Source organism: Pseudomonas sp. HLG18 (assembly GCF_051903985.1).
GTDB lineage: Bacteria > Pseudomonadota > Gammaproteobacteria > Pseudomonadales > Pseudomonadaceae > Aquipseudomonas > Aquipseudomonas fluorescens_BT.
The window spans coordinates 2,699,676-2,717,103 of the sequence record NZ_CP195831.1 but is presented as its reverse complement, the minus strand read 5'-3'; the positions used below and the strand labels follow the sequence as shown (position 1 = coordinate 2,717,103).

At 61.8% G+C, this 17,428-nt stretch carries 20 protein-coding genes; 10 read left to right on the top strand and 10 right to left on the bottom strand.

Going from position 1 to position 17,428, the window contains the following annotated elements; translation table 11 throughout:
* Window positions 1-64: 64 nt before the first annotated feature.
* A complete protein-coding gene (locus tag ACSPX5_RS12470) occupies window positions 65-505 on the bottom strand; it encodes a hotdog fold domain-containing protein (RefSeq protein ID WP_169430898.1) in 441 nt (146 codons plus the stop codon).
* 164 nt (window positions 506-669) lie between these two features.
* On the opposite strand from ACSPX5_RS12470, the gene ACSPX5_RS12465 reads away from it, so the two are divergent.
* Entirely contained in the window at window positions 670-1,296 is a 627-nt protein-coding gene (locus ACSPX5_RS12465; protein WP_169430897.1) for a TetR/AcrR family transcriptional regulator, read from the top strand.
* A gap of 192 nt (window positions 1,297-1,488) precedes the next feature.
* Here the strand turns inward: ACSPX5_RS12465 and ACSPX5_RS12460 are convergent, their stop codons facing one another.
* On the bottom strand, window positions 1,489-2,121 hold the full coding sequence (locus ACSPX5_RS12460) for a TetR/AcrR family transcriptional regulator (protein ID WP_439821807.1): 633 nt from the start codon (window positions 2,119-2,121) through the stop codon (window positions 1,489-1,491).
* Window positions 2,122-2,236: 115 nt separating this feature from the next.
* Here ACSPX5_RS12460 and ACSPX5_RS12455 point away from each other — a divergent pair, with 115 nt between their 5' ends.
* On the top strand, window positions 2,237-2,821 hold the full coding sequence (locus ACSPX5_RS12455) for an NAD(P)H-dependent oxidoreductase (RefSeq protein ID WP_439821806.1): 585 nt from the start codon (window positions 2,237-2,239) through the stop codon (window positions 2,819-2,821).
* An 18-nt stretch (window positions 2,822-2,839) separates the two neighbouring features.
* Here the strand turns inward: ACSPX5_RS12455 and ACSPX5_RS12450 are convergent, their stop codons facing one another.
* Both ACSPX5_RS12450 and ACSPX5_RS12445 read right to left on the bottom strand, forming a co-directional pair.
* On the bottom strand, window positions 2,840-3,958 hold the full coding sequence (locus ACSPX5_RS12450; protein ID WP_439821805.1) for a DmpA family aminopeptidase: 1,119 nt from the start codon (window positions 3,956-3,958) through the stop codon (window positions 2,840-2,842).
* 27 nt (window positions 3,959-3,985) lie between these two features.
* Window positions 3,986-5,089 carry a polyamine ABC transporter substrate-binding protein gene (locus ACSPX5_RS12445; protein ID WP_439821804.1) on the bottom strand — a complete coding sequence of 368 codons (1,104 nt, stop codon included), beginning with the start codon at window positions 5,087-5,089 and terminating at the stop codon, window positions 3,986-3,988.
* 112 nt (window positions 5,090-5,201) lie between these two features.
* On the opposite strand from ACSPX5_RS12445, the gene ACSPX5_RS12440 reads away from it, so the two are divergent.
* Window positions 5,202-5,975, top strand: a complete 774-nt coding sequence (locus ACSPX5_RS12440) for a helix-turn-helix transcriptional regulator (RefSeq protein WP_169430892.1) — start codon at window positions 5,202-5,204, stop codon at window positions 5,973-5,975.
* A 5-nt stretch (window positions 5,976-5,980) separates the two neighbouring features.
* Here the strand turns inward: ACSPX5_RS12440 and ACSPX5_RS12435 are convergent, their stop codons facing one another.
* A complete protein-coding gene (locus ACSPX5_RS12435) occupies window positions 5,981-6,922 on the bottom strand; it encodes a class I SAM-dependent methyltransferase (protein ID WP_439821803.1) in 942 nt (313 codons plus the stop codon).
* Between the two features lie 187 nt (window positions 6,923-7,109).
* Here ACSPX5_RS12435 and ACSPX5_RS12430 point away from each other — a divergent pair, with 187 nt between their 5' ends.
* Together ACSPX5_RS12430 and ACSPX5_RS12425 are read left to right on the top strand one after the other, a co-directional pair.
* Window positions 7,110-7,523 carry a response regulator gene (locus ACSPX5_RS12430; protein ID WP_169430890.1) on the top strand — a complete coding sequence of 138 codons (414 nt, stop codon included), beginning with the start codon at window positions 7,110-7,112 and terminating at the stop codon, window positions 7,521-7,523.
* A gap of 63 nt (window positions 7,524-7,586) precedes the next feature.
* Window positions 7,587-8,255, top strand: coding sequence for an HAD-IA family hydrolase (locus ACSPX5_RS12425; RefSeq protein ID WP_439821802.1), 669 nt, complete (start codon window positions 7,587-7,589; stop codon window positions 8,253-8,255).
* Here ACSPX5_RS12425 and ACSPX5_RS12420 read toward each other — a convergent pair.
* Window positions 8,249-8,908, bottom strand: a complete 660-nt coding sequence (locus ACSPX5_RS12420) for a methyltransferase family protein (RefSeq protein ID WP_207863906.1) — start codon at window positions 8,906-8,908, stop codon at window positions 8,249-8,251. The two genes, ACSPX5_RS12425 and ACSPX5_RS12420, sit on opposite strands and share 7 nt — an antisense overlap.
* 162 nt (window positions 8,909-9,070) lie before the next feature.
* Between ACSPX5_RS12420 and ACSPX5_RS12415 the strand changes: the two genes are divergently transcribed.
* Both ACSPX5_RS12415 and ACSPX5_RS12410 read left to right on the top strand, forming a co-directional pair.
* Complete coding sequence (locus tag ACSPX5_RS12415; RefSeq protein ID WP_439821801.1) at window positions 9,071-9,988, top strand: pyridoxal-phosphate dependent enzyme; 918 nt, start codon at window positions 9,071-9,073, stop codon at window positions 9,986-9,988.
* 278 nt (window positions 9,989-10,266) lie between these two features.
* Window positions 10,267-11,409, top strand: a complete 1,143-nt coding sequence (locus ACSPX5_RS12410) for an IS481 family transposase (RefSeq protein WP_439821800.1) — start codon at window positions 10,267-10,269, stop codon at window positions 11,407-11,409.
* An 85-nt stretch (window positions 11,410-11,494) separates the two neighbouring features.
* Here the strand turns inward: ACSPX5_RS12410 and ACSPX5_RS12405 are convergent, their stop codons facing one another.
* Both ACSPX5_RS12405 and ACSPX5_RS12400 read right to left on the bottom strand, forming a co-directional pair.
* Complete coding sequence (locus tag ACSPX5_RS12405; protein WP_169430886.1) at window positions 11,495-11,866, bottom strand: endonuclease domain-containing protein; 372 nt, start codon at window positions 11,864-11,866, stop codon at window positions 11,495-11,497.
* Between the two features lie 176 nt (window positions 11,867-12,042).
* Window positions 12,043-12,942 carry a LysR substrate-binding domain-containing protein gene (locus tag ACSPX5_RS12400; protein WP_169430885.1) on the bottom strand — a complete coding sequence of 300 codons (900 nt, stop codon included), beginning with the start codon at window positions 12,940-12,942 and terminating at the stop codon, window positions 12,043-12,045.
* A gap of 114 nt (window positions 12,943-13,056) precedes the next feature.
* Between ACSPX5_RS12400 and ACSPX5_RS12395 the strand changes: the two genes are divergently transcribed.
* The 3 genes from ACSPX5_RS12395 to ACSPX5_RS12385 are packed head-to-tail and all read left to right on the top strand — an operon-like array spanning window position 13,057 to window position 15,314.
* The gene (locus ACSPX5_RS12395; protein WP_169430884.1) at window positions 13,057-14,079 is read left to right on the top strand and encodes an aldo/keto reductase; all 1,023 of its coding nucleotides are present in this window, start codon (window positions 13,057-13,059) and stop codon (window positions 14,077-14,079) included.
* Entirely contained in the window at window positions 14,076-14,873 is a 798-nt protein-coding gene (locus ACSPX5_RS12390) for an SDR family NAD(P)-dependent oxidoreductase (RefSeq protein ID WP_323160206.1), read from the top strand. The genes ACSPX5_RS12395 and ACSPX5_RS12390 overlap by 4 nt, the downstream gene beginning before the upstream one ends.
* Before the next feature lie 30 nt (window positions 14,874-14,903).
* Complete coding sequence (locus tag ACSPX5_RS12385; protein WP_439821799.1) at window positions 14,904-15,314, top strand: SRPBCC family protein; 411 nt, start codon at window positions 14,904-14,906, stop codon at window positions 15,312-15,314.
* A 46-nt stretch (window positions 15,315-15,360) separates the two neighbouring features.
* Here the strand turns inward: ACSPX5_RS12385 and ACSPX5_RS12380 are convergent, their stop codons facing one another.
* Window positions 15,361-16,755, bottom strand: a complete 1,395-nt coding sequence (locus ACSPX5_RS12380; RefSeq protein ID WP_169430881.1) for a sensor histidine kinase — start codon at window positions 16,753-16,755, stop codon at window positions 15,361-15,363.
* On the bottom strand, window positions 16,733-17,416 hold the full coding sequence (locus ACSPX5_RS12375; RefSeq protein ID WP_169430880.1) for a response regulator transcription factor: 684 nt from the start codon (window positions 17,414-17,416) through the stop codon (window positions 16,733-16,735). Before ACSPX5_RS12375 ends, ACSPX5_RS12380 begins: the two co-directional genes overlap by 23 nt.
* Between the last annotated feature and the right edge of the window lie 12 nt (window positions 17,417-17,428).

Below are 17,428 nucleotides of genomic sequence, written 5' to 3'. Positions count from 1 at the left end.
CCGGCCAACGGCAAAAAGCCCTTGTTGCGATGACGGCAACAAGGGCTTTTTTGTGCCCGTGATTTCAGGACAGCTTCACGTTCATGGTGATCCGCGCCGTGAACACTTTCTTGCCCTCGGCATCGTGAATGTCGACCGGCACGATCTTGTCGCCTTCGGTCTGCCAGTCCAGTCCTTCGCCATTGGCCACGGCGGTCACGTCGGATTTGGCTTTGGCCAGGTACTCGACCGTCATGCCCTTTGGAATCCAGCGTGCGCCGGCGGGAATCGACACGTCGGTCATCATCCCGGCGGCCAGCTCGGCGGCGTTGCACATGGCGATGGCGTGGACGGTGCCAAGGTGGTTGGTGATCTCGCGGCGAAACGGCACTTGTACAGTCGCCGAGCCTGCCCGCAGCTCGCTGACCAACGGATTGATGCTGCTGAAATACGGCGCGACCTGACAGGCCATCTGGCTGAACGCTTGTGGGCCGGCGCTGGTGAACATGGCGAGAAACTGACTCATGGGAAATCCTCGTGATTGGATGAGTTTACAGAATGATATTCCGTTACAGAATATTGTTCTGTAACGGAACGGTATTCTGTCAGCGGGAAATCTGTCAACCTAGGCGCGTTTCGATTACCGGCACGGGTGTGCCTTTCAACAGGATTTACCAGGCCTTCAACCCCATGGACACCGCAGATCTACTCGAGCGCAGCTACCCCGGACGACGGGCCGAACTCAAGCGCGACATCTTTCGCAAAGCCTTGCGCCTGTTCAATGAACAAGGTATCGAGGCCACGACCATCGAAATGATCAGGGCCGAGTGCGACACCAGTGTCGGCGCGATCTACCACCACTTCGGCAACAAGGAAGGGCTGGTGGCCGCGTTGTTTTTCACCGCACTGGAAGATCAGGCGCGTTTGCGCGATGCGTATCTGGCCGACGCGACGACCACCGAAGAGGGCGTGCAGGCCCTGGTTTTCAGTTATGTGGACTGGGTCGAGAACCAGCCTGAATGGGCGCGATTCCAGTACCACGCGCGTTATGCCGTGACCCGGGGGCCGCACAAGGACGAACTCGCCGCTCGCAACAAGACCCGCAATCTGGGGCTGCGCACCTGGCTGGCCGAATCCGGGCGCGCCGCCGAACTCAACGATTGCCCGGCCGAATTGCTGCCATCGCTGATCGTCGGTCAGGCCGACAGCTATTGCCGGGCGTGGTTGTCGGGAAGAGTGCAGGGCAGTCCGAAGGCTTATCGCGAGCTGCTGGCGCAGGCCGCGTGGCGTTCGATCCGTCGCGAACCGGAGCGCTGATTTTCGGAGACAAAAAAAGAGCCTCAAGACTCTTTGATGGGGAGGAAGTAGAGCCCGTGAGGCTCAAGATGCGCATGAACAAGGTGCGGGCTTGATTGGGGTTCAGGACACCCGCACCTACGCAACGGTTTGGCAAACCAAGCGACTGCGTATCTCCATCCTAGGAAGGTGCACGGACGGTCTCAAGTACCGTCAGTCACTTGCTTTTGCGGCATTGGCGGCGGCCCTTTCGACCATCGCTGCGATGCTCGCAGACAGCTCCTCACGGGCCTCGGCCGGGCTGATTTCGCCGGTGGCCGCGGCTTGGGACAACGCCTCGGCGGCGCCGAGCATGGCACGCAATCCCGCCTGGGTAATGTCACCACCGTCAGCGAACGGCGACAGCACACTGCGGCATTTCTCCAGGAAAATCGCCTCGTATTCGCGTTTGATCTTCTCCAGTTCCGGCGTGCTGGCCAGGGCGGCGATCACCCCCGGGATCTCGTTGCCCTGGGTCAGCACACAATCGACATACGCCGTGGCAATCACCGTCGCGGTGCCACTCAGGGTCGCCTCGGCATCGGCCAGCGCCGCATCCATCAACGCCGTCTGGCGCCTGTCGAAATCCTGATACAGCGCAGCCAGCAAACCGGCGCGGGTGATGAAGTGGTCATACACCACCGGTTTGGTCACGCCGGCCTTTTCCGCCAGATAACCCAGCGTCAGGGCATCGGTGCCTTCTTCGCGAATCAATTGCCAGGCCATGTCGAGCAACTGGCGCTGACGGTCTTCCCGGGACAGGCGTCGGCGCGGTTGAGCGGGTTCGGGGATTTCAGTGGTTGACATTGCTTATATACCAAACGTAACTTACTGAAGGTAACTTACTAATTGTAGCTTACCAAGTGTAACTTATCGAAAGGATAAGCCCTTGGTCAGCAATCACCAACCGGAGTTTTCCCCCATGCATGCATTGATTGTTGTAGACCATGATGATCCCCGCTCGCTGACCCATGGGCTGGCGCATCAGATTGCCAAAGGCCTGTCGGAGAGTGATTCGTCCAACACCTTCGAAATCGCTGACCTGCACGCCGAGGCATTCGATCCGCGTTTCGGTGTGGCCGACTGGGCCGTGCACCACCGCGAGTCCGCACCGCCGGCAGACGTTCTGGCCGAGCAGGTGCGAATCGATCGCGCCGATGCGCTGGTGCTGGTCTATCCGGTTTTCTGGTGGTCGATGCCGGCCCTGCTCAAAGGCTGGATTGAGCGGGTGTTCAGCAATGGCTGGGCGTTTGATTTCGACGGCGATTCGACCCTGAAGAAACTTGGACGACTGCGTGTGCAACTGGTCGCACTCGGCGGGGCGGATGCACGTACTTACGAACGCCACGGCTACGGCGCAGCGATGAAGGCGCAGATCGATCACGGCATCTTCGATTACTGCGGTGCAACGGTGGCGGGCTCGGCGTTGTTGCTGGAGTCCGAGTCGGGCGATCCTGCGATCCAGCTGCAGGCAGCGCGTGAACTCGGACAAGGGCTGTTTCGCTGAAGCTCTTTGCGAACGGTTTCAGCGAGCGCCCGGCCAGCCGGCTTTTTCGAGAGCGGCGAGCAGGGTGGCGGCATCCAGCCCCGGCACCGAATGCCCGTTGCCTTCGGTGCTGTCGCTGGCCAGCAAGGCGTTGATGATCGCCTCTTCAACGGCCTCGGTCGCCGCCAGAAACAGCTCGCTGATGTGGTCGTTGTTGACCATCCGCAAGCCGTCGCAGGTTGGCGCGCCTTTGCCCTCGTAGGCGGCGGGCGCGATGTGGCCGTTGCCAGTGGCGAAGGCGAGGAAGATGTCACCGCTGTGGTCTTCGTTGCCACCGCCGGTACGCGCCAGACCGAGACTGGCCCGTTGTGCCAGCCGCGTGCATTGATGCGGCAGCAACGGTGCATCGGTGGCCAGGCACACCACGATCGAACCCATGCCCGGGTGCGGCAGCGAAGCGCGCAGGAACGGCGAATCCACCTGTTCCATGTAACGCCCGACCGGGTAGCCATCGACCCGCAGTTCGCTGCGAATCCCATGGTTGGCCTGGACGATGGCGCCCACCGTCCAGCCGCCCTGAGCCTTGCTCAAGCGGCGCGACGCGGTGCCGATCCCACCCTTGAATTCATGGCAGATCATGCCGCTGCCACCGCCCACTGCGCCTTCCTGAACCGGGCCGTCAACGGCATTGCTCATCGCCTCGGCCACGTGCCCGGGCTTCACGTGAAAGCCGTTGATGTCGTTGAGCAAACCATCGAAGGTCTCCAGCACCACGGGCATGTTCCAGTAGAGACGACCGTCGTCCGGTTGCTGCGCTCGATCCAGTTCGATCAAGGCGTCGCGCACCACGCCGAGGCTGTGGGTGTTGGTGAAGGCGATCGGACTGGTCAGCAGGCCGGCTTCGCGAATCCATTCCAGCCCCGTGGCATCACCGTTGCCGTTGAGTACGTGAACGCCGGCAAAACACGGTTGCGCATTGGTCGATCCGGCGCGAGGTTCGATCAGGGTGACGCCGCTGCAGACATCACGTCCGCTGGCGCTTTGACCGCGCACATTGCTGTGGCCGACCCGCACGCCGGGTACGTCGGTGATGGCGTTGAGCGGGCCGGGCTGCAGTTGGCCGATGCGGATATGGAGATCGCGGGCTCTTGGTTTCATGGTGTTTTCTTCTCTGTTCAATGTTGATTATTGGCCGTTCTTGACCTTGCTCCAGACCCGCGTGCGTACCCGCTCGGTGGCTTTGGGCAGGGGCTCGAGGGTGAACAGCGTGGCCATCGCCGTGGCCGACGGATACACCGCCGGGTTGTCGCGGGTGGCTTCGCCGACCAGCGCGGTGGCGGCCCGATTGCCGTTGGGGTAAGACAGGTGATCGCTGACCGGCGCAATCACCTCGGGCCGCAGCAGGTAGTCGATGAACGCCAGGCCCTGGGTCGGATGCGGTGCGTCCTTGAGCAGTACCAGCGTGTCGAACCACACCGGCGCGCCTTCCTTCGGCAGGCTGTACTGGATCTTCACGCCGTTGCCGGCCTGCTCGGCGTTGGTCTTGGCTTCGAGCATCGCGCCGGACCAGCCGACCGCCACGCAGATGTTGCCGTTGGACAGATCACTGATGAATTTGGAGGAATTGAAGTAGGCGATGTGCGGGCGCAGTTTCAGCAGCAGCGCTTCGGCTTTCTGATAGTCCTCGGCGTTGGTGCTGTTGGGCGGCAGGCCGAGATAGTGCAACGCAACCGGGAGCATTTCCGACGGCGAGTCAAGCATCGCCACGCCGCACTCGCCGAGCTTGGCGAGGTTCTCTTCCTTGAACACCAGATCCCAGGAATCCACCGGGGCCTTGTCGCCCAGCGCGGCGCGCACCTTGTCGACGTTGTAGCCGATGCCGTTGGTGCCCCACAGATACGGCACGGCGTACTGGTTGCCGGGGTCGTTGTTGGCCAGTTTGCGCAGCAGATCGTTGTCGAGGTTCTTCCAGCCCGGCAGTTGATCGCGGGGCAGCGGGGCGAGGGCGCCGGCCTTGATCAGGGTTGGCAGGCTGAAGTTGCTCGCCACCACCACGTCGTAGCCGCTGCGGCTGGTCATCAGTTTGCCTTCCAGCACTTCGGCGCTGTCGAAGGTGTCGTAGACCGGTTCGATACCGCTGTCACGCTTGAAGTCATGCAGGGTGTTCGGGCCGATGTAGTCGTACCAGTTGTAGACATGCACGCTCGGCGCATCGGCCGCCTGCGCGCTCAGTGCTGCGGACAAAACGCCCATCAGACCCAGGTTGATATACCCACGATGACCACGCATGATGCGGCACTCCTGGCCTGTTGGCAGGCCGGTGATGAACAGGAGTGGTCAGCCTATCGGGCGGGCTGCGCCACACCCATTCCCATCATGGGTTACTCGAAAGGGGTAGTGCGTGGACGCGTTGCTGCAGGAATTGCCGGTGCATCAGAGTCTGTCGCGAGTGTTCGCCACGGTGGGGCAGGACGGTTTCTGGCGGGCGCTGGTCGATACGCTGCGATTGCTGGTGCCGCTGGACAATGCGCTGGTGGCGGTGATGCAGGCGGGGCGGCCGCCGCAGTTGCTGATCGACTTCGACAGTCAGGGCCGTGCCGACGAGCAGGAAGAACTGGCCGGTTACTGTGCCGGCATGTACCTGCTTGATCCCTTCTACCAGGCCGCCGTCTCCGGGATCGCCGACGGTTTGCACAGCCTCGCGTCCGTGGCGCCGGACCAGTTTCTGCACAGCGAGTACTACCTGAGCTACTTCCGTTCTGTGGTCGGCGCGGATGAACTGCAATTTCTGGTCAACACCGATGACGGTGTGCTCGGCTTGTCGATGGGCCGGGCGACGGCGTTCGGTTTGCAGGAGCAGGGGCGTCTGCTCTGCGTGCGGGACTGGGTGCTGTCAGCAATGCGTCGGCATGTGCAATTGATGCCGCCGCAAGGCGCAGTCGTTGAGGCGCCGGTCGGTGATCTGGCCGCATTGCTGGATCGTTTCGACGCCCGCCTGACCGTGCGCGAAATCGATACGGCGCGCCTGATTCTTCAGGGCTTTTCCAGCAAGGCCATCGCCCAGCGCATGAACATATCGCCGGAGACCGTGAAGGTGCATCGGCGCAATCTCTATCACAAGCTCAATGTCACCGGGCATGGCGAATTGTTTGCGCTGGTGTTGCGGCCGCGCTGAGCAGGTCAGCCGATCTGCTTGAACAGCAGCGCCTTCAGGCCGCTTTCAGGATCGACGTCGGGAAACTCCGGCGGATTTTCCAGCCGTTGCTCGAAACGCAGGCTCGGCGCCTCCTGGGTCACGCCGTCGATCAGGAAATCCGAACCGAACGAAGGATCGTTCATGCACGCCAGCACCGTGCCCTGTGCCGTCAGCAGTTCCGGCAGGCGGCGCAGCACGCGCTGGTAATCCTTGGTCAGCAGGAAACTGCCTTTCTGGAATGAAGGCGGGTCGATGATCACCAGATCGTACGGGCCGCTGTTGATCACCTTGCCCCAGGATTTGAACAGGTCGTGGCCGAGGAAACTGACTTTGCTCAGGTCATGCCCGTTCAGGCGGTGATTGTCGCGGCCCCGGCTCAGCGCGGCGCGGGACATGTCGAGGTTGACCACATGGCTGGCACCGCCTTCGATGGCCGCCACCGAAAAACCGCAGGTGTAGGCGAACAGGTTCAGCACCCGTTTGCCCGCCGCTTGTTCGCGCACCCAGTTGCGCCCGTAGCGCATGTCGAGGAACAGCCCGGCGTTCTGCTTGCGGCCCAGATCCACGCGGTATTTCAGCCCGCCCTCGACGATGGTCATCTCCTCGATCTCTTCCCCCAGCAGCCATTCGGCAGTGCTTTGCGGCAGGTAACGGTGCTGGATCAGCAGGGTGTGGGCACCGGACTGCTGCCATGGCGCCGAGCCGGTGATTTCCAGCAGCAGGCGCTTGAGGTCTTCCAGCTGCGAAGCCTCGGGTTCCTTGAACAGCGACACCAGCACCACGCCTTGCAGCCAGTCCACGGTGACCTGTTCCAGCCCCGGCCAGCAACGCCCGCGCCCGTGGAACAGACGCCGGGTTTCGGCCGGTGCCGAAGTCAGCGCGGTGAGCAGGTGGGCGTGGAGAACGGCGAGGGCTTGAGGGTTCATCAATCGGAATCGGCCAGCAAAAGGGCGGGCATTTTAACCACAAATGCGCCATGGCGATGGTCCGCCGACCGACGTTATCGAAAAGACCTGTATCAAAAATGAATTTATGTACGAGGCGCCGCTCATACCAGATAAGCAGCGGGATCATGCCGCTAAATCGTTCATGCAATTCAGGGAGTGCCAGTTCATGTGTCCAATTCCGACGTCGAGCGCGCACCTTCCTGGCGGGTTGATTCTGGTAGTGGAAGACGATCCGTTGATTCTGGAGTTTCTGTGCGAAATTCTTCAGGAGGAAGGTTTCAAGGTCGAGCCGCAGACCAGTGCCGATGCGGCGTCGCTATACCTGGAAAAGCACGCGCCGGAAGTCGCGCTGCTGCTCACCGACATCACCATGCCCGGCACCCTCAATGGGGCGGACCTGGCCAATCTGGTGGGCGAACGCTGGCCGGAAAAACCGGTGATGGTCATGTCCGGTTATGAAACGCCGGAGACCTCCGGCGTCCGCCATCCGGTGGCGTTCATCAAGAAGCCCTGGGCCATCGGCCAGTTGCTCGATTGTGTGGACGACGCGTTCAAATCCAAGGCGCCGCGTTTGCACTGAGGCCAGCGGCAAATGCTACATTGCCGGGCACATTTGCCCGGCTCTGCCTAAGGATGCGATCCCTTGTCCGCTCAAGATGCTGTTTTCAATCGCGCGTTCGGCGCGTTCCTGTTCGACATGGACGGCACCGTCCTCAACTCCATCGCCGCCGCCGAGCGGATCTGGGCTGCCTGGGCCGAGCGTCATGGCGTGGATGTCGAGACGTTCCTGCCGACCATCCACGGCGTGCGCGCCATCGATACCATCACGCGTCTGAACCTGCCGGGCGTTGACGCCGAGGCGCAAGCGGCGTTCATCACCCAAGCGGAAATCGAAGACGTTGAAGGCATTGTCGAGATTCCTGGTGCGGCGGTGTTTCTCAAGTCGTTGCCGGCAAATCAGTGGGCCATGGTGACCTCGGCACCACGGGATCTGGCGTTGCGGCGGATGGCGGCGGCGGGGATTCCCGAGCCTGCGGTGATGATCACGGCCGAAGACGTGAGCGCCGGCAAACCTGATCCGGCCGGTTACCGACTGGCTGCCAGGCGTCTGGGGCTGGACCCGGTCGATTGCCTGATATTCGAAGATGCGACCGTCGGTATTCAGGCGGCTGAAGCGGCGGGTGCGCCGTTGATGATCATTACCGCGACTCACCAGCATCCGGTCGAGACGCGGCACGCGACCATCGCCAGTTACTGCGACGTTACGCTGAGCATCGACAGCGACGGCCAGTTGCGTCTGCAACCTCAGTAAACCCCCGGCAACAACCGCCAGCTGCGTGCGCAATAGGCATCGTATTCGGCGCCGAACCGGGTGCGCAGCAGGGCCTCTTCTGAGTGGATACGGGCAATCAGCGGGATCAGGGTCAGCGCTGCCAGCAGGATCCCGACCACCGACCGAAACGCCAACGCCCAGCCTAAAGCATTGACGACCAGCCCCAGATAGCTGGGATTGCGCAGGTGCGTGTAGATGCCATCGGTGACCAGACGATGCCCCGGTTGAATCGCCACCAGGCCGCTGAACCGATGCCCCAGCACAAACACCGGCCACAACCGCAACGCACCGCCGGCAATGAACAGCAACGCTCCCAGCCAGCGGGTGCCTTCGCGACCAATGGTCCAGAAACCGATGCGGTCGCAGTAAGCCGGCAGAAACGCACTGACCAGACCGATCACGCCGAACGCCGGGATCACCCAGCGATTGGCCCGGTCTTCACGTTCACCGGAGCTCAGGTTCACTTCGCTGAACAACGACACCACCACCATCACCAACGTCGCCAGGGTCACGACCACCAAGGCCCCGTGGGAAAAGAACACCGCCACGCCACCGATGCCCCACATCGCCAGACCCAGATAGGCAAGGGTGGCAAGCACCGCGACGACGGTCATTTGCGCTGACATTTTCATAGGCACCTCACGGCTGATCCGTTCAGTGTAGATCCCGGCACGATCCCCGGCGTTCAACGTTGGGGGCGGGGTGAACTAAGCTTCAGGCAGGGACGTTCACCTTGCATTCGTCCACGCTCCGGCGCAGCGGTCGTCCGGACGTGACCTCAACAGGAGCCCGCCATGTTGCACATCCGCACGCCGTTGATCCTCCATCCGACCCTGTCGACCACCTCCCGGCGTATCTGGCTGAAACTGGAAAACCTGCAACCCAGCGGCTCCTTCAAGCTGCGGGGCATGGGGTTGTTGTGCAGTCAGGCGGCGGCGCAGGGCAAGCGCAAAGTCGTCTGCCCGTCCGGCGGCAATGCCGGCCTCGCCACGGCGGTGGCGGCGACCAGCCTGGGTCTGCAAGCCTGCATCGTGGTGCCGCACACCACCCCGGAAGCGACCCGCGCGCGCATCCGCCGCACCGGCGCCGAAGTCATTGTGCATGGCAAGGTCTGGGACGAGGCCAACCAGCGCGCCCGTGAATTGGCCAGTGCGACGGACACCGAATATGTTCCGGCCTTCGACCACCCGGTGTTGTGGCAAGGGCACAGCACGATGATCGATGAAATCCTCGAAGACTGCCCGCAGGTCGACACGGTGGTCACTTCTGTGGGCGGCGGGGGATTGCTGGCAGGGATCCTTACCGGACTGCTGCGCCATGACCGGCGTGACTGCCGGATCATCGCCTGCGAAACCCGCGGCGCCGCCTCGTTTGCCGCCGCCGTCGAGGCCGGTCACCCGGTGCGCCTGAGCAAGATCGACACCGTCGCCACCTCCCTGGGTGCCGCTCAGGTAGCGGAGTGGCCGGTGCAGCACATCGGCGAGTTCGATCACGAATGCCTGGTGCTGTCCGATGACGACGCGATCATGGGCGTGGTGCGTTACGCCAGTGATTTGCGGCAACTGGTGGAGCCAGCGTGCGGGGTGTCGCTGGCGGTGGCCTACCTCGATCACCCGGCGTTGGCGGAGGCTCGGGATGTGGTGATTGTGGTGTGTGGCGGGGTGAGTATCAGTGCGCAGTTGGTGGCGGGGTGGGCGCGTTTCGGGATTTGAATGCTCGGATTTCTGCGTCGACCGCTTTCCCTCACCCCAGCCCTCTCCCGGAGGGAGAGGGGGCCGACCGAGGTGTATTGAGGGATACATCGACCTGAAAAACCGAGTCGATTATGGATTCACTGCAGATCTTTCAGGTCGATGTATTACGGCAATATCCCCCAATCAGTTCCCTCTCCCTCTGGGAGTGTATGTACCGGAGACATGGTGGACAGGTGTTCGGAGACATGGTGGACACTTTTAAATAGACACATTGCTCATCGCGAAGGAGATGGCCTGTGTCTTGGGAAGAGGTGTCTACCGTGCAGCTACGTACAGAATTCGTGCTTTTGGCTCGGCAAGAAGGGGCCAATGTTCGGCAGCTTTGCCGTCGATTCAACATCAGCCCAAGCACTGCCTACAAATGGCTCAGCAGGTTTGAAAAAACAGGGGCTGAGGGGCTGAACAATCAGTCACGACGACCGAAGACGTCCCCCAAACGTTGTGCTGACGAGGTGGAGAAGCAGATTCTGACCGTGAGTCAGGAGTACGCGGCTTGGGGCGCTCGCAAGCTCAAACGCGTGCTGGAAGACAAAGGTTTAGCGATGCCTTCCGTCAGTACTGTGCATGCAGTTTTACAGCGTCATTCGCGCGTTGATCCAAAGGCTGCTGAGATCAAACCGTTTATCCGGTTCGAGCATGAAGCACCCAACGATCTCTGGCAGATGGACTTCAAGGGCCATTTCAGCCTGAGTCAGGGGCGTTGCCATCCATTGACGATACTGGACGATCACTCGCGGTTTTCGATGTGTATCGCCGCGTGCGCCAATGAGCAGCGCGACACCGTCCAGGAGCATCTAATCCGGGTCTTTCGGCGTTACGGCTTGCCTTTGCGTATAACGATGGACAACGGTTCGCCCTGGGGTGACCAGACTGGGGTTTATACCGCGCTGGAAGTCTGGCTGATGGGTCAGGGCATCAAGGTAGGTCACTCCCGGCCTTATCATCCGCAGACCCAGGGAAAACTGGAGCGTTTCCACCGCAGCCTGAAGAGTGAAGTGCTGCAAGGTCGGCACTTCACGGACCTCAACAGCGCACAACAGGCATTTGATATCTGGCGTGATGTCTACAACCAGAAACGTCCTCATCAAGCGCTGGATATGCAGGTGCCGGCGACTCGCTACAGCAGCAGCCCTCGGGAGTATCAGGAGCAGCAAATGGCGCCGGAATACGCCGACGGAGATGTGGTCAGAAAGGTCCAGGTGAAGGGCGAGATTTACTGGAGGAACCGTGAATACTCAATCGGAAAAGCATTTCACGGGCTGTCGATAGCGATCAGGGAAACAGCGGAGGATGGCATCCACGATGTCTACTGGAGTAGACATCGTATCGCCCGAATCGACTTGAACTTGCAGATTGTTACGGCAGGTAAGAGGATCTAAAAACCGTCCACCATGTCTCCGAACATGTGTTCACCATGTCTCCGGTACATACAGGGAGAGGGCTAGGGTGAGGGCGCTTTCCGGATCAGGACCGCGATCTCAAATCCTCTGCGATCCTGACAATCTGCTCCAACACATCCCCCATCTGCCGAATCACCTCCAGATTACTGAACCGCACCACCTCAATCCCAAGCCGCTGAAGATAGAGCGTACGCCGCCGATCATGAACCTCTCCCGCTTCCTCATAGTGCTGCCCCCCATCCAGCTCCACCGCCAACCTCAACTCTACGCAATAAAAATCCAGCACAAACGGTGGGATCGGCACCTGCCGCCGAAACTTCAGTCCCGCCACCTGCCGCGCACGCAGCCGTTGCCGGAGCATCTGCTCGCAATCGGTCTGGCTGGCGCGTAAACGGCGGGCGAACCGGCGTTGGTCGAGGGTAGGGCGATTTTGCATGCTTCACGTCCTTGTGAAGTGGGATGGAAAATTCACTGTAGACCGGACAAACCGTCAGTGCCGGATCAACCTGATTATGGATTCACACTAGATTTTTCAGGTCGCTGCATCACGTCAATATCCCCCGATCAGTTCCCTCTCCCTCGGGGAGAGGGTTAGGGTGAGGGGCCAGCAGATTATCTGGCGCCCGAGATGTCCGGCCCCGTCAGCATCGTCCTGAATGTCTCCACCAACGGCCGCAAATTGACCCGGTGCCACGCCGCCCACAACGGCGTGGTAAACGCCAGCCACGGCACTTCCCGCAACACCACACCTGGCGGCGCGTTGTGGCTCAGGCCTTTCTGGATCATGGCAATCCCCAGTCCCGAAGCGACCAGCCCCAGCGCGGTGAACGGCTCGGTCGCCTGCATCCGCACATCCGGGGTGAAGCCAGCGCGCAGGCAGGCGCTCAGGAAGTCGTCGCGCGCCTCCTGGCGCGGTTGCACGCCGATCCACTCCTGAGTGGCCAGATCCTGCGGGGTCAGCGATGCCTGTGCGGCCAGTGGATGCTGCTCCGGCAGCGCCAGCAGCATCGGGTCGTCCAGCACCTGAAAGCCCAGCAAGTCAGGATCGTCGGTCGTCGGCGGTTCGCTGACCAGGGCGATATCGAGGCTACGCTGACGCAGCCCTTCGAGCTGTTCGGCGGAGTTGAGGTTGTACAGCGCGACATGCACATTCGGTCGATCCACCCGCAGCACGCGCAAGGCGTTGGGCAGGACGCCCGCGTGCATGGCGTTCTCGATGTAGCCGATGCACAGGCCACCTTCCTCGCCACGGCCCAGGCGTTTGCCGAGGGATTCGAGGCGATTGGCGTGGGTCAGCAGGGCGCGGGTTTCGGCGAGAAAGGTCTGGCCGTCACGGGTCAGGCGGATACGTTGCTGGCTACGTTCGAACAGGGTCAGGCCCAGGCGTTCTTCAAGCTGGGCGATCTGCCGGCTCAGGGGCGACTGGGAAATGTGCAGGCGCTCGGCGGCGCGGCCGACGTGTTCTTCCTCGGCGACGGCGACGAAGTAACGCAATTGGCGGATGTCGATCATGTCAGACCTTAAGGGACTCAAGTGCTGCGGATTATGTCTTGGACGGTCTGAGTGGCGCAATCTAGGATCTGCTCAACGGTCAACCACGACCCAGACACTACGAGGAAATCCCCAATGAGTTTGAATGACAAATTGCCCGGCCAACTGGGCTTCGGCACCGCGCCACTGGGCAACATGTTCCGTGCCATCCCCGAGGAAGAAGCCCAGGCCACCGTGCATGCGGCGTGGGATGCCGGCGTGCGTTATTTCGATACCGCGCCGTTCTACGGCTCGGGCCTGTCGGAAATACGCCTCGGCGAAGCACTGTCCCGCTACAAGCGCGACGACTATGTGCTCAGCACCAAGGTCGGCCGGGTGATTCTCGACGAAGTCGAAGACGCCGCCGCCCGTGATCTGGGCGAAAAGAGCGGGGTGTTCGAACACGGCCGCCCGAACAAGATCGTCAACGACTACAGCGCCGATGCCACCTTGCGCTCGATCGAAGACAGCCTAGAACGCCTGAAAACCGATCGCCTGGACATCGTCTGGGTCCACGACATCGCTCAGGATTTCTACGGTGACCAATGGCTGGAGTATTTCAATCAGGCCCGTACCGGCGCCTTCAAAGTCCTCACCCGCCTGCGTGAAGAAGGCGTGATCAAGGGCTGGGGGCTGGGCGTGAACAAGGTCGAGCCCTGCGAATTGACCCTTGATCTGACCGAGGCGCAGCCCGACGGCTTTCTGCTGGCCGGCCGCTACACTCTTCTCGACCACGAGCGGGCCCTGCAACGCCTGATGGATTCGGCGCGGGCGCAGAACGTTGAAATCGTCGTCGGCGGCCCTTATAGCTCGGGGATTCTGGCCGGTGGCGCGCACTTCGAATACCAGAAGGCCAGCCCTGAGATCGTTGCCAGGGTCGAGCAGATCAAACGTATCGCGGCGGCCCATGGTGTGGATGTAAAAGCGGCGGCGCTGCAATTCTCCCTGGCCAATCCGGCGGTGGCAGCGGTGATTCCCGGCGCGAGCAAACCCGGGCGGATCGCCGAGGACGTGGCGGCGCTGTCAGCGGTGATTCCTGCCGGTTTCTGGCAGGCCATGCGAGAAGCGAAACTGGTGTCCGAACGTGCACCATTACCTATTGATGAGGTGAAAGCATGAAGATCGATCTGAGCGGAAAACTGGCGATTGTCAGCGGCAGCACGGCGGGCATCGGTTTGGGCATCAGCCAGTCGCTGGCCGAGGCGGGCGCCACGGTGGTGGTGATCGGTCGCGACGCGGCCAAGGTCGAACAGGCGCTGGCAAGCATTCGAGACAAGGTGCCGGGCGCTCAACTGCGCGGTCTGACGGCGGATCTGGGCACGGCCGACGGCGCGCAGAAACTGTTCGCCGCCGAACCGAAAGCCGACATCCTGGTGAACAACCTCGGCATCTACAACGCCGTGGATTTCTTCGACGCACCGGACGATGAGTGGACGCGCTTCTATGAAATCAACGTGATCTCCGGTGTGCGTCTGTCGCGGCATTACGTGCCGGCGATGGTCGAGCAGGGCTGGGGCCGGGTGATCTTCCTGTCTTCGGAATCCGGCGTGGCCACCCCGGCGGACATGATCAACTACGGCGTGACCAAAAGCGCCAACCTGGCGGTATCCCATGGTCTGGCCAAACGGCTGGCCGGCACTGGCGTCACGGTCAATGCAATCCTGCCGGGGCCGACCTTCACCGACGGCGTCGAAGAGATGCTCAAGGATGCCGCCGCCGAGTCCGGCCGCAGCCTGCGGGACGAAGCCGACGCCTTTGTGCGCCGGGCACGCCCGACCTCGATCATCCAGCGCGTGGCCAATGTCGAAGAAGTCGCGCACCTGGTGACCTACATCGCTTCACCGCTGTCCTCGGCCACCACTGGCGCAGCATTGCGTGTCGACGGCGGTGTGGTCGACAGCCTGGCAATCTGAACCTGAATTCGTTGAGAGAGACATTTATTTATGGCAACAGCATCAGCATCCATCGACATCCCGGCCTCGGCCGATCAGGTCTGGCAATTGATCGGTGGCTTCAACACGCTGCCGGACTGGCTGCCGTTCATTTCCAAGAGTGAACTGAGCGAAGGCGGGCGTTTGCGCAGCCTGCAAACCGCCGACGGCGGGGTGGTGGTCGAGCGTCTGGAAAGCTTCGATAACGCGGGCAAGACCTACAGTTATTCGATCCTGCAGGCACCGTTTCCGGCCACTGATTATCTGGCGACGATTCGCGTCGAAGCTCAGGGGCAGGGCGCGAAGGTGACGTGGTCGGGACGCTTCACCGCCAAGGGCGTAAGCGATGAGGAAGTGGTGGCGCTGTTCAGCGGCATCTATCAGGGTGGACTCGAGGCGCTACGCGCTAATTACCCAGCCTGAGTTTGATCGCTGATCGTTCCCATGCAGAGCGTGGGAACGATCGCTTTCACGACTGTGAAATCAGCCTCTGCCGGCAATCCAGCACCAGTTTCGCCCCGCCCAGATCGCTGTGACCCACCTCAAGACTGAACCCGTGCAGGCTGACAATCGCCGCGACGATCGACAGCCCCAGCCCGAAGCCGCTTTGCGGTTGCCCACCCTCTGCACGATAGAAGCGCTGGAACACCGCTTCGCGTTCCGACTCGGGAATACCGGGACCGGAGTCGTGCACTTCGATCCGTGTATGCCCCGCATCATTCACCCCACGCAAAATCACCGTGCCTCCTGGCGGGGTGAACTTGATCGAGTTGCTCAACAGGTTGGCCAAGGCTTCAAACAACAGCGCCCGGTCACCGTTCAGCTGCGGCAGGGTTTCCGGCATGTTCAATTTGAAATGCAGTTCGTCTTCCTCGGCCAGCGGCAGATAAAACTCATGCAGTTCCTGCAACAGCCGCACCGGATCGAGCTCGACGAATCCCGAACGCCGCTGGCGATCTTCCAGTTCGGAAATCCTCAGCAAACCCCGAAAGCGCGCCATCAGCGTATCCGCTTCGGCCAGCACCAGATCCAGTTGCGCGGCCTCCGGCGAGCCTTCGCCGGCCTGCTGCTGCATGCGATACAACTGCGCCCGCAGGCGGGTCAGCGGGGTGCGCAGGTCGTGGGCGATGTTGTCGCACACACCTTTGACTTCATTCATCAAGCGCTCGATGCGATCGAGCATGGCGTTGACGATGGCGGCGAGCATGTCCAGTTCGTCACGGCGATTGGACACGGGCAAGCGGTGAGTCAGGTCGCCGGCGACGATCGATTGGGCACTGGCCTGAATCGCGCGGATGCGTCGCAACGGCCGACGACGCAGCAAATGCCAGCCGATGACCCCCGGCACGATCGTCAGCGAAACACCCCAGAGCAGTGCGCGCAGAATGATCCGGGTCACGGCGAACAGCGAGCCGTTGTCGCGCACCAGTACCAGCCAGCGACCGTCGCGGGTCGGAGTGGCGACCGCATCGCAGCTGTCGGCGGGCAGGGTCGGGTCGTCGGATTCGGAGCAGTCGCGCAATTCGTGGATCTTGCCGTCCAGCGGCAGGCCGGCAGGCATCTGCTGCAAGGCCCCGCCGAGGTAGGTGTGGTCGGCGGCGAACAGGCCGTAGGCATCGATGCCGCGAATATCGAACGTCATGCTGGCGGCGAGTGCGTCTTCCAGCTGGTCGCCACGAAAGTGCGAGAACAGATGCTGACGCTGCATCAGCGAATGCTTGGCCAGGTTGTCGAGGTAACCGGAGACCTCGAAATACATGACCCCCATGAGGATCCCGCTCCAGGCCACGAACAACGAACTGTAAAGCGCCAGCAACCGGCTGCTGGAGGAACGCCAGCCGTCAGACGGGTTCGGCAATGACATAACCCGAGCCTCGCACCGTGCGGATCAGCGGGACGTTGCCCGGCGGGTCGATCTTCTTGCGCAGACGGCCGATGTGCACGTCGATCAGGTTGGTGCCGGGATCGAAGTGATAACCCCAGACCTCCTCGAAAATCATCATCCGCGACAGGATCTGGCCGCTGTTGCGCATCAGAAATTCCAGCAGCTTGTACTCGGTCGGCAGCAGCGTCAGCACCTGCTCGGCGCGGCTGGCTTCGTGGCTGATCAGGTCCAGTTCCAGGTCCGCCACACGCAGGGTGGTGGGCTGGGCGCCACCGTTGTTCTGCCGGCGCAGCAATACTTCGACCCGGGCGGCCATCTCGTCGGTGGCGAAGGGTTTGGTCAGGTAATCGTCACCGCCGGCGCGCAGCCCGCGCACGCGTTCGTCGACATCGGACAGGGCACTGATCATCAGGATCGGCGTGGACACACCCATGGTGCGCAGGGTAGTGACGATGGCGAGGCCATCGAGTTCGGGCAGCATGCGATCGAGGGTGATCAGGTCGTAATTGCCGCTGACGGCGCGGTCAAGGCCTTCGCGGCCATTGTCGACCCAATCCACGTCAAGGCCGTGGCTGCTCAGTTCGGCGACGATTTCCCGGGCGGTCACGGCGTCGTCTTCAATGGTCAAGATGCGAGTCATGGGAGGCCTGCT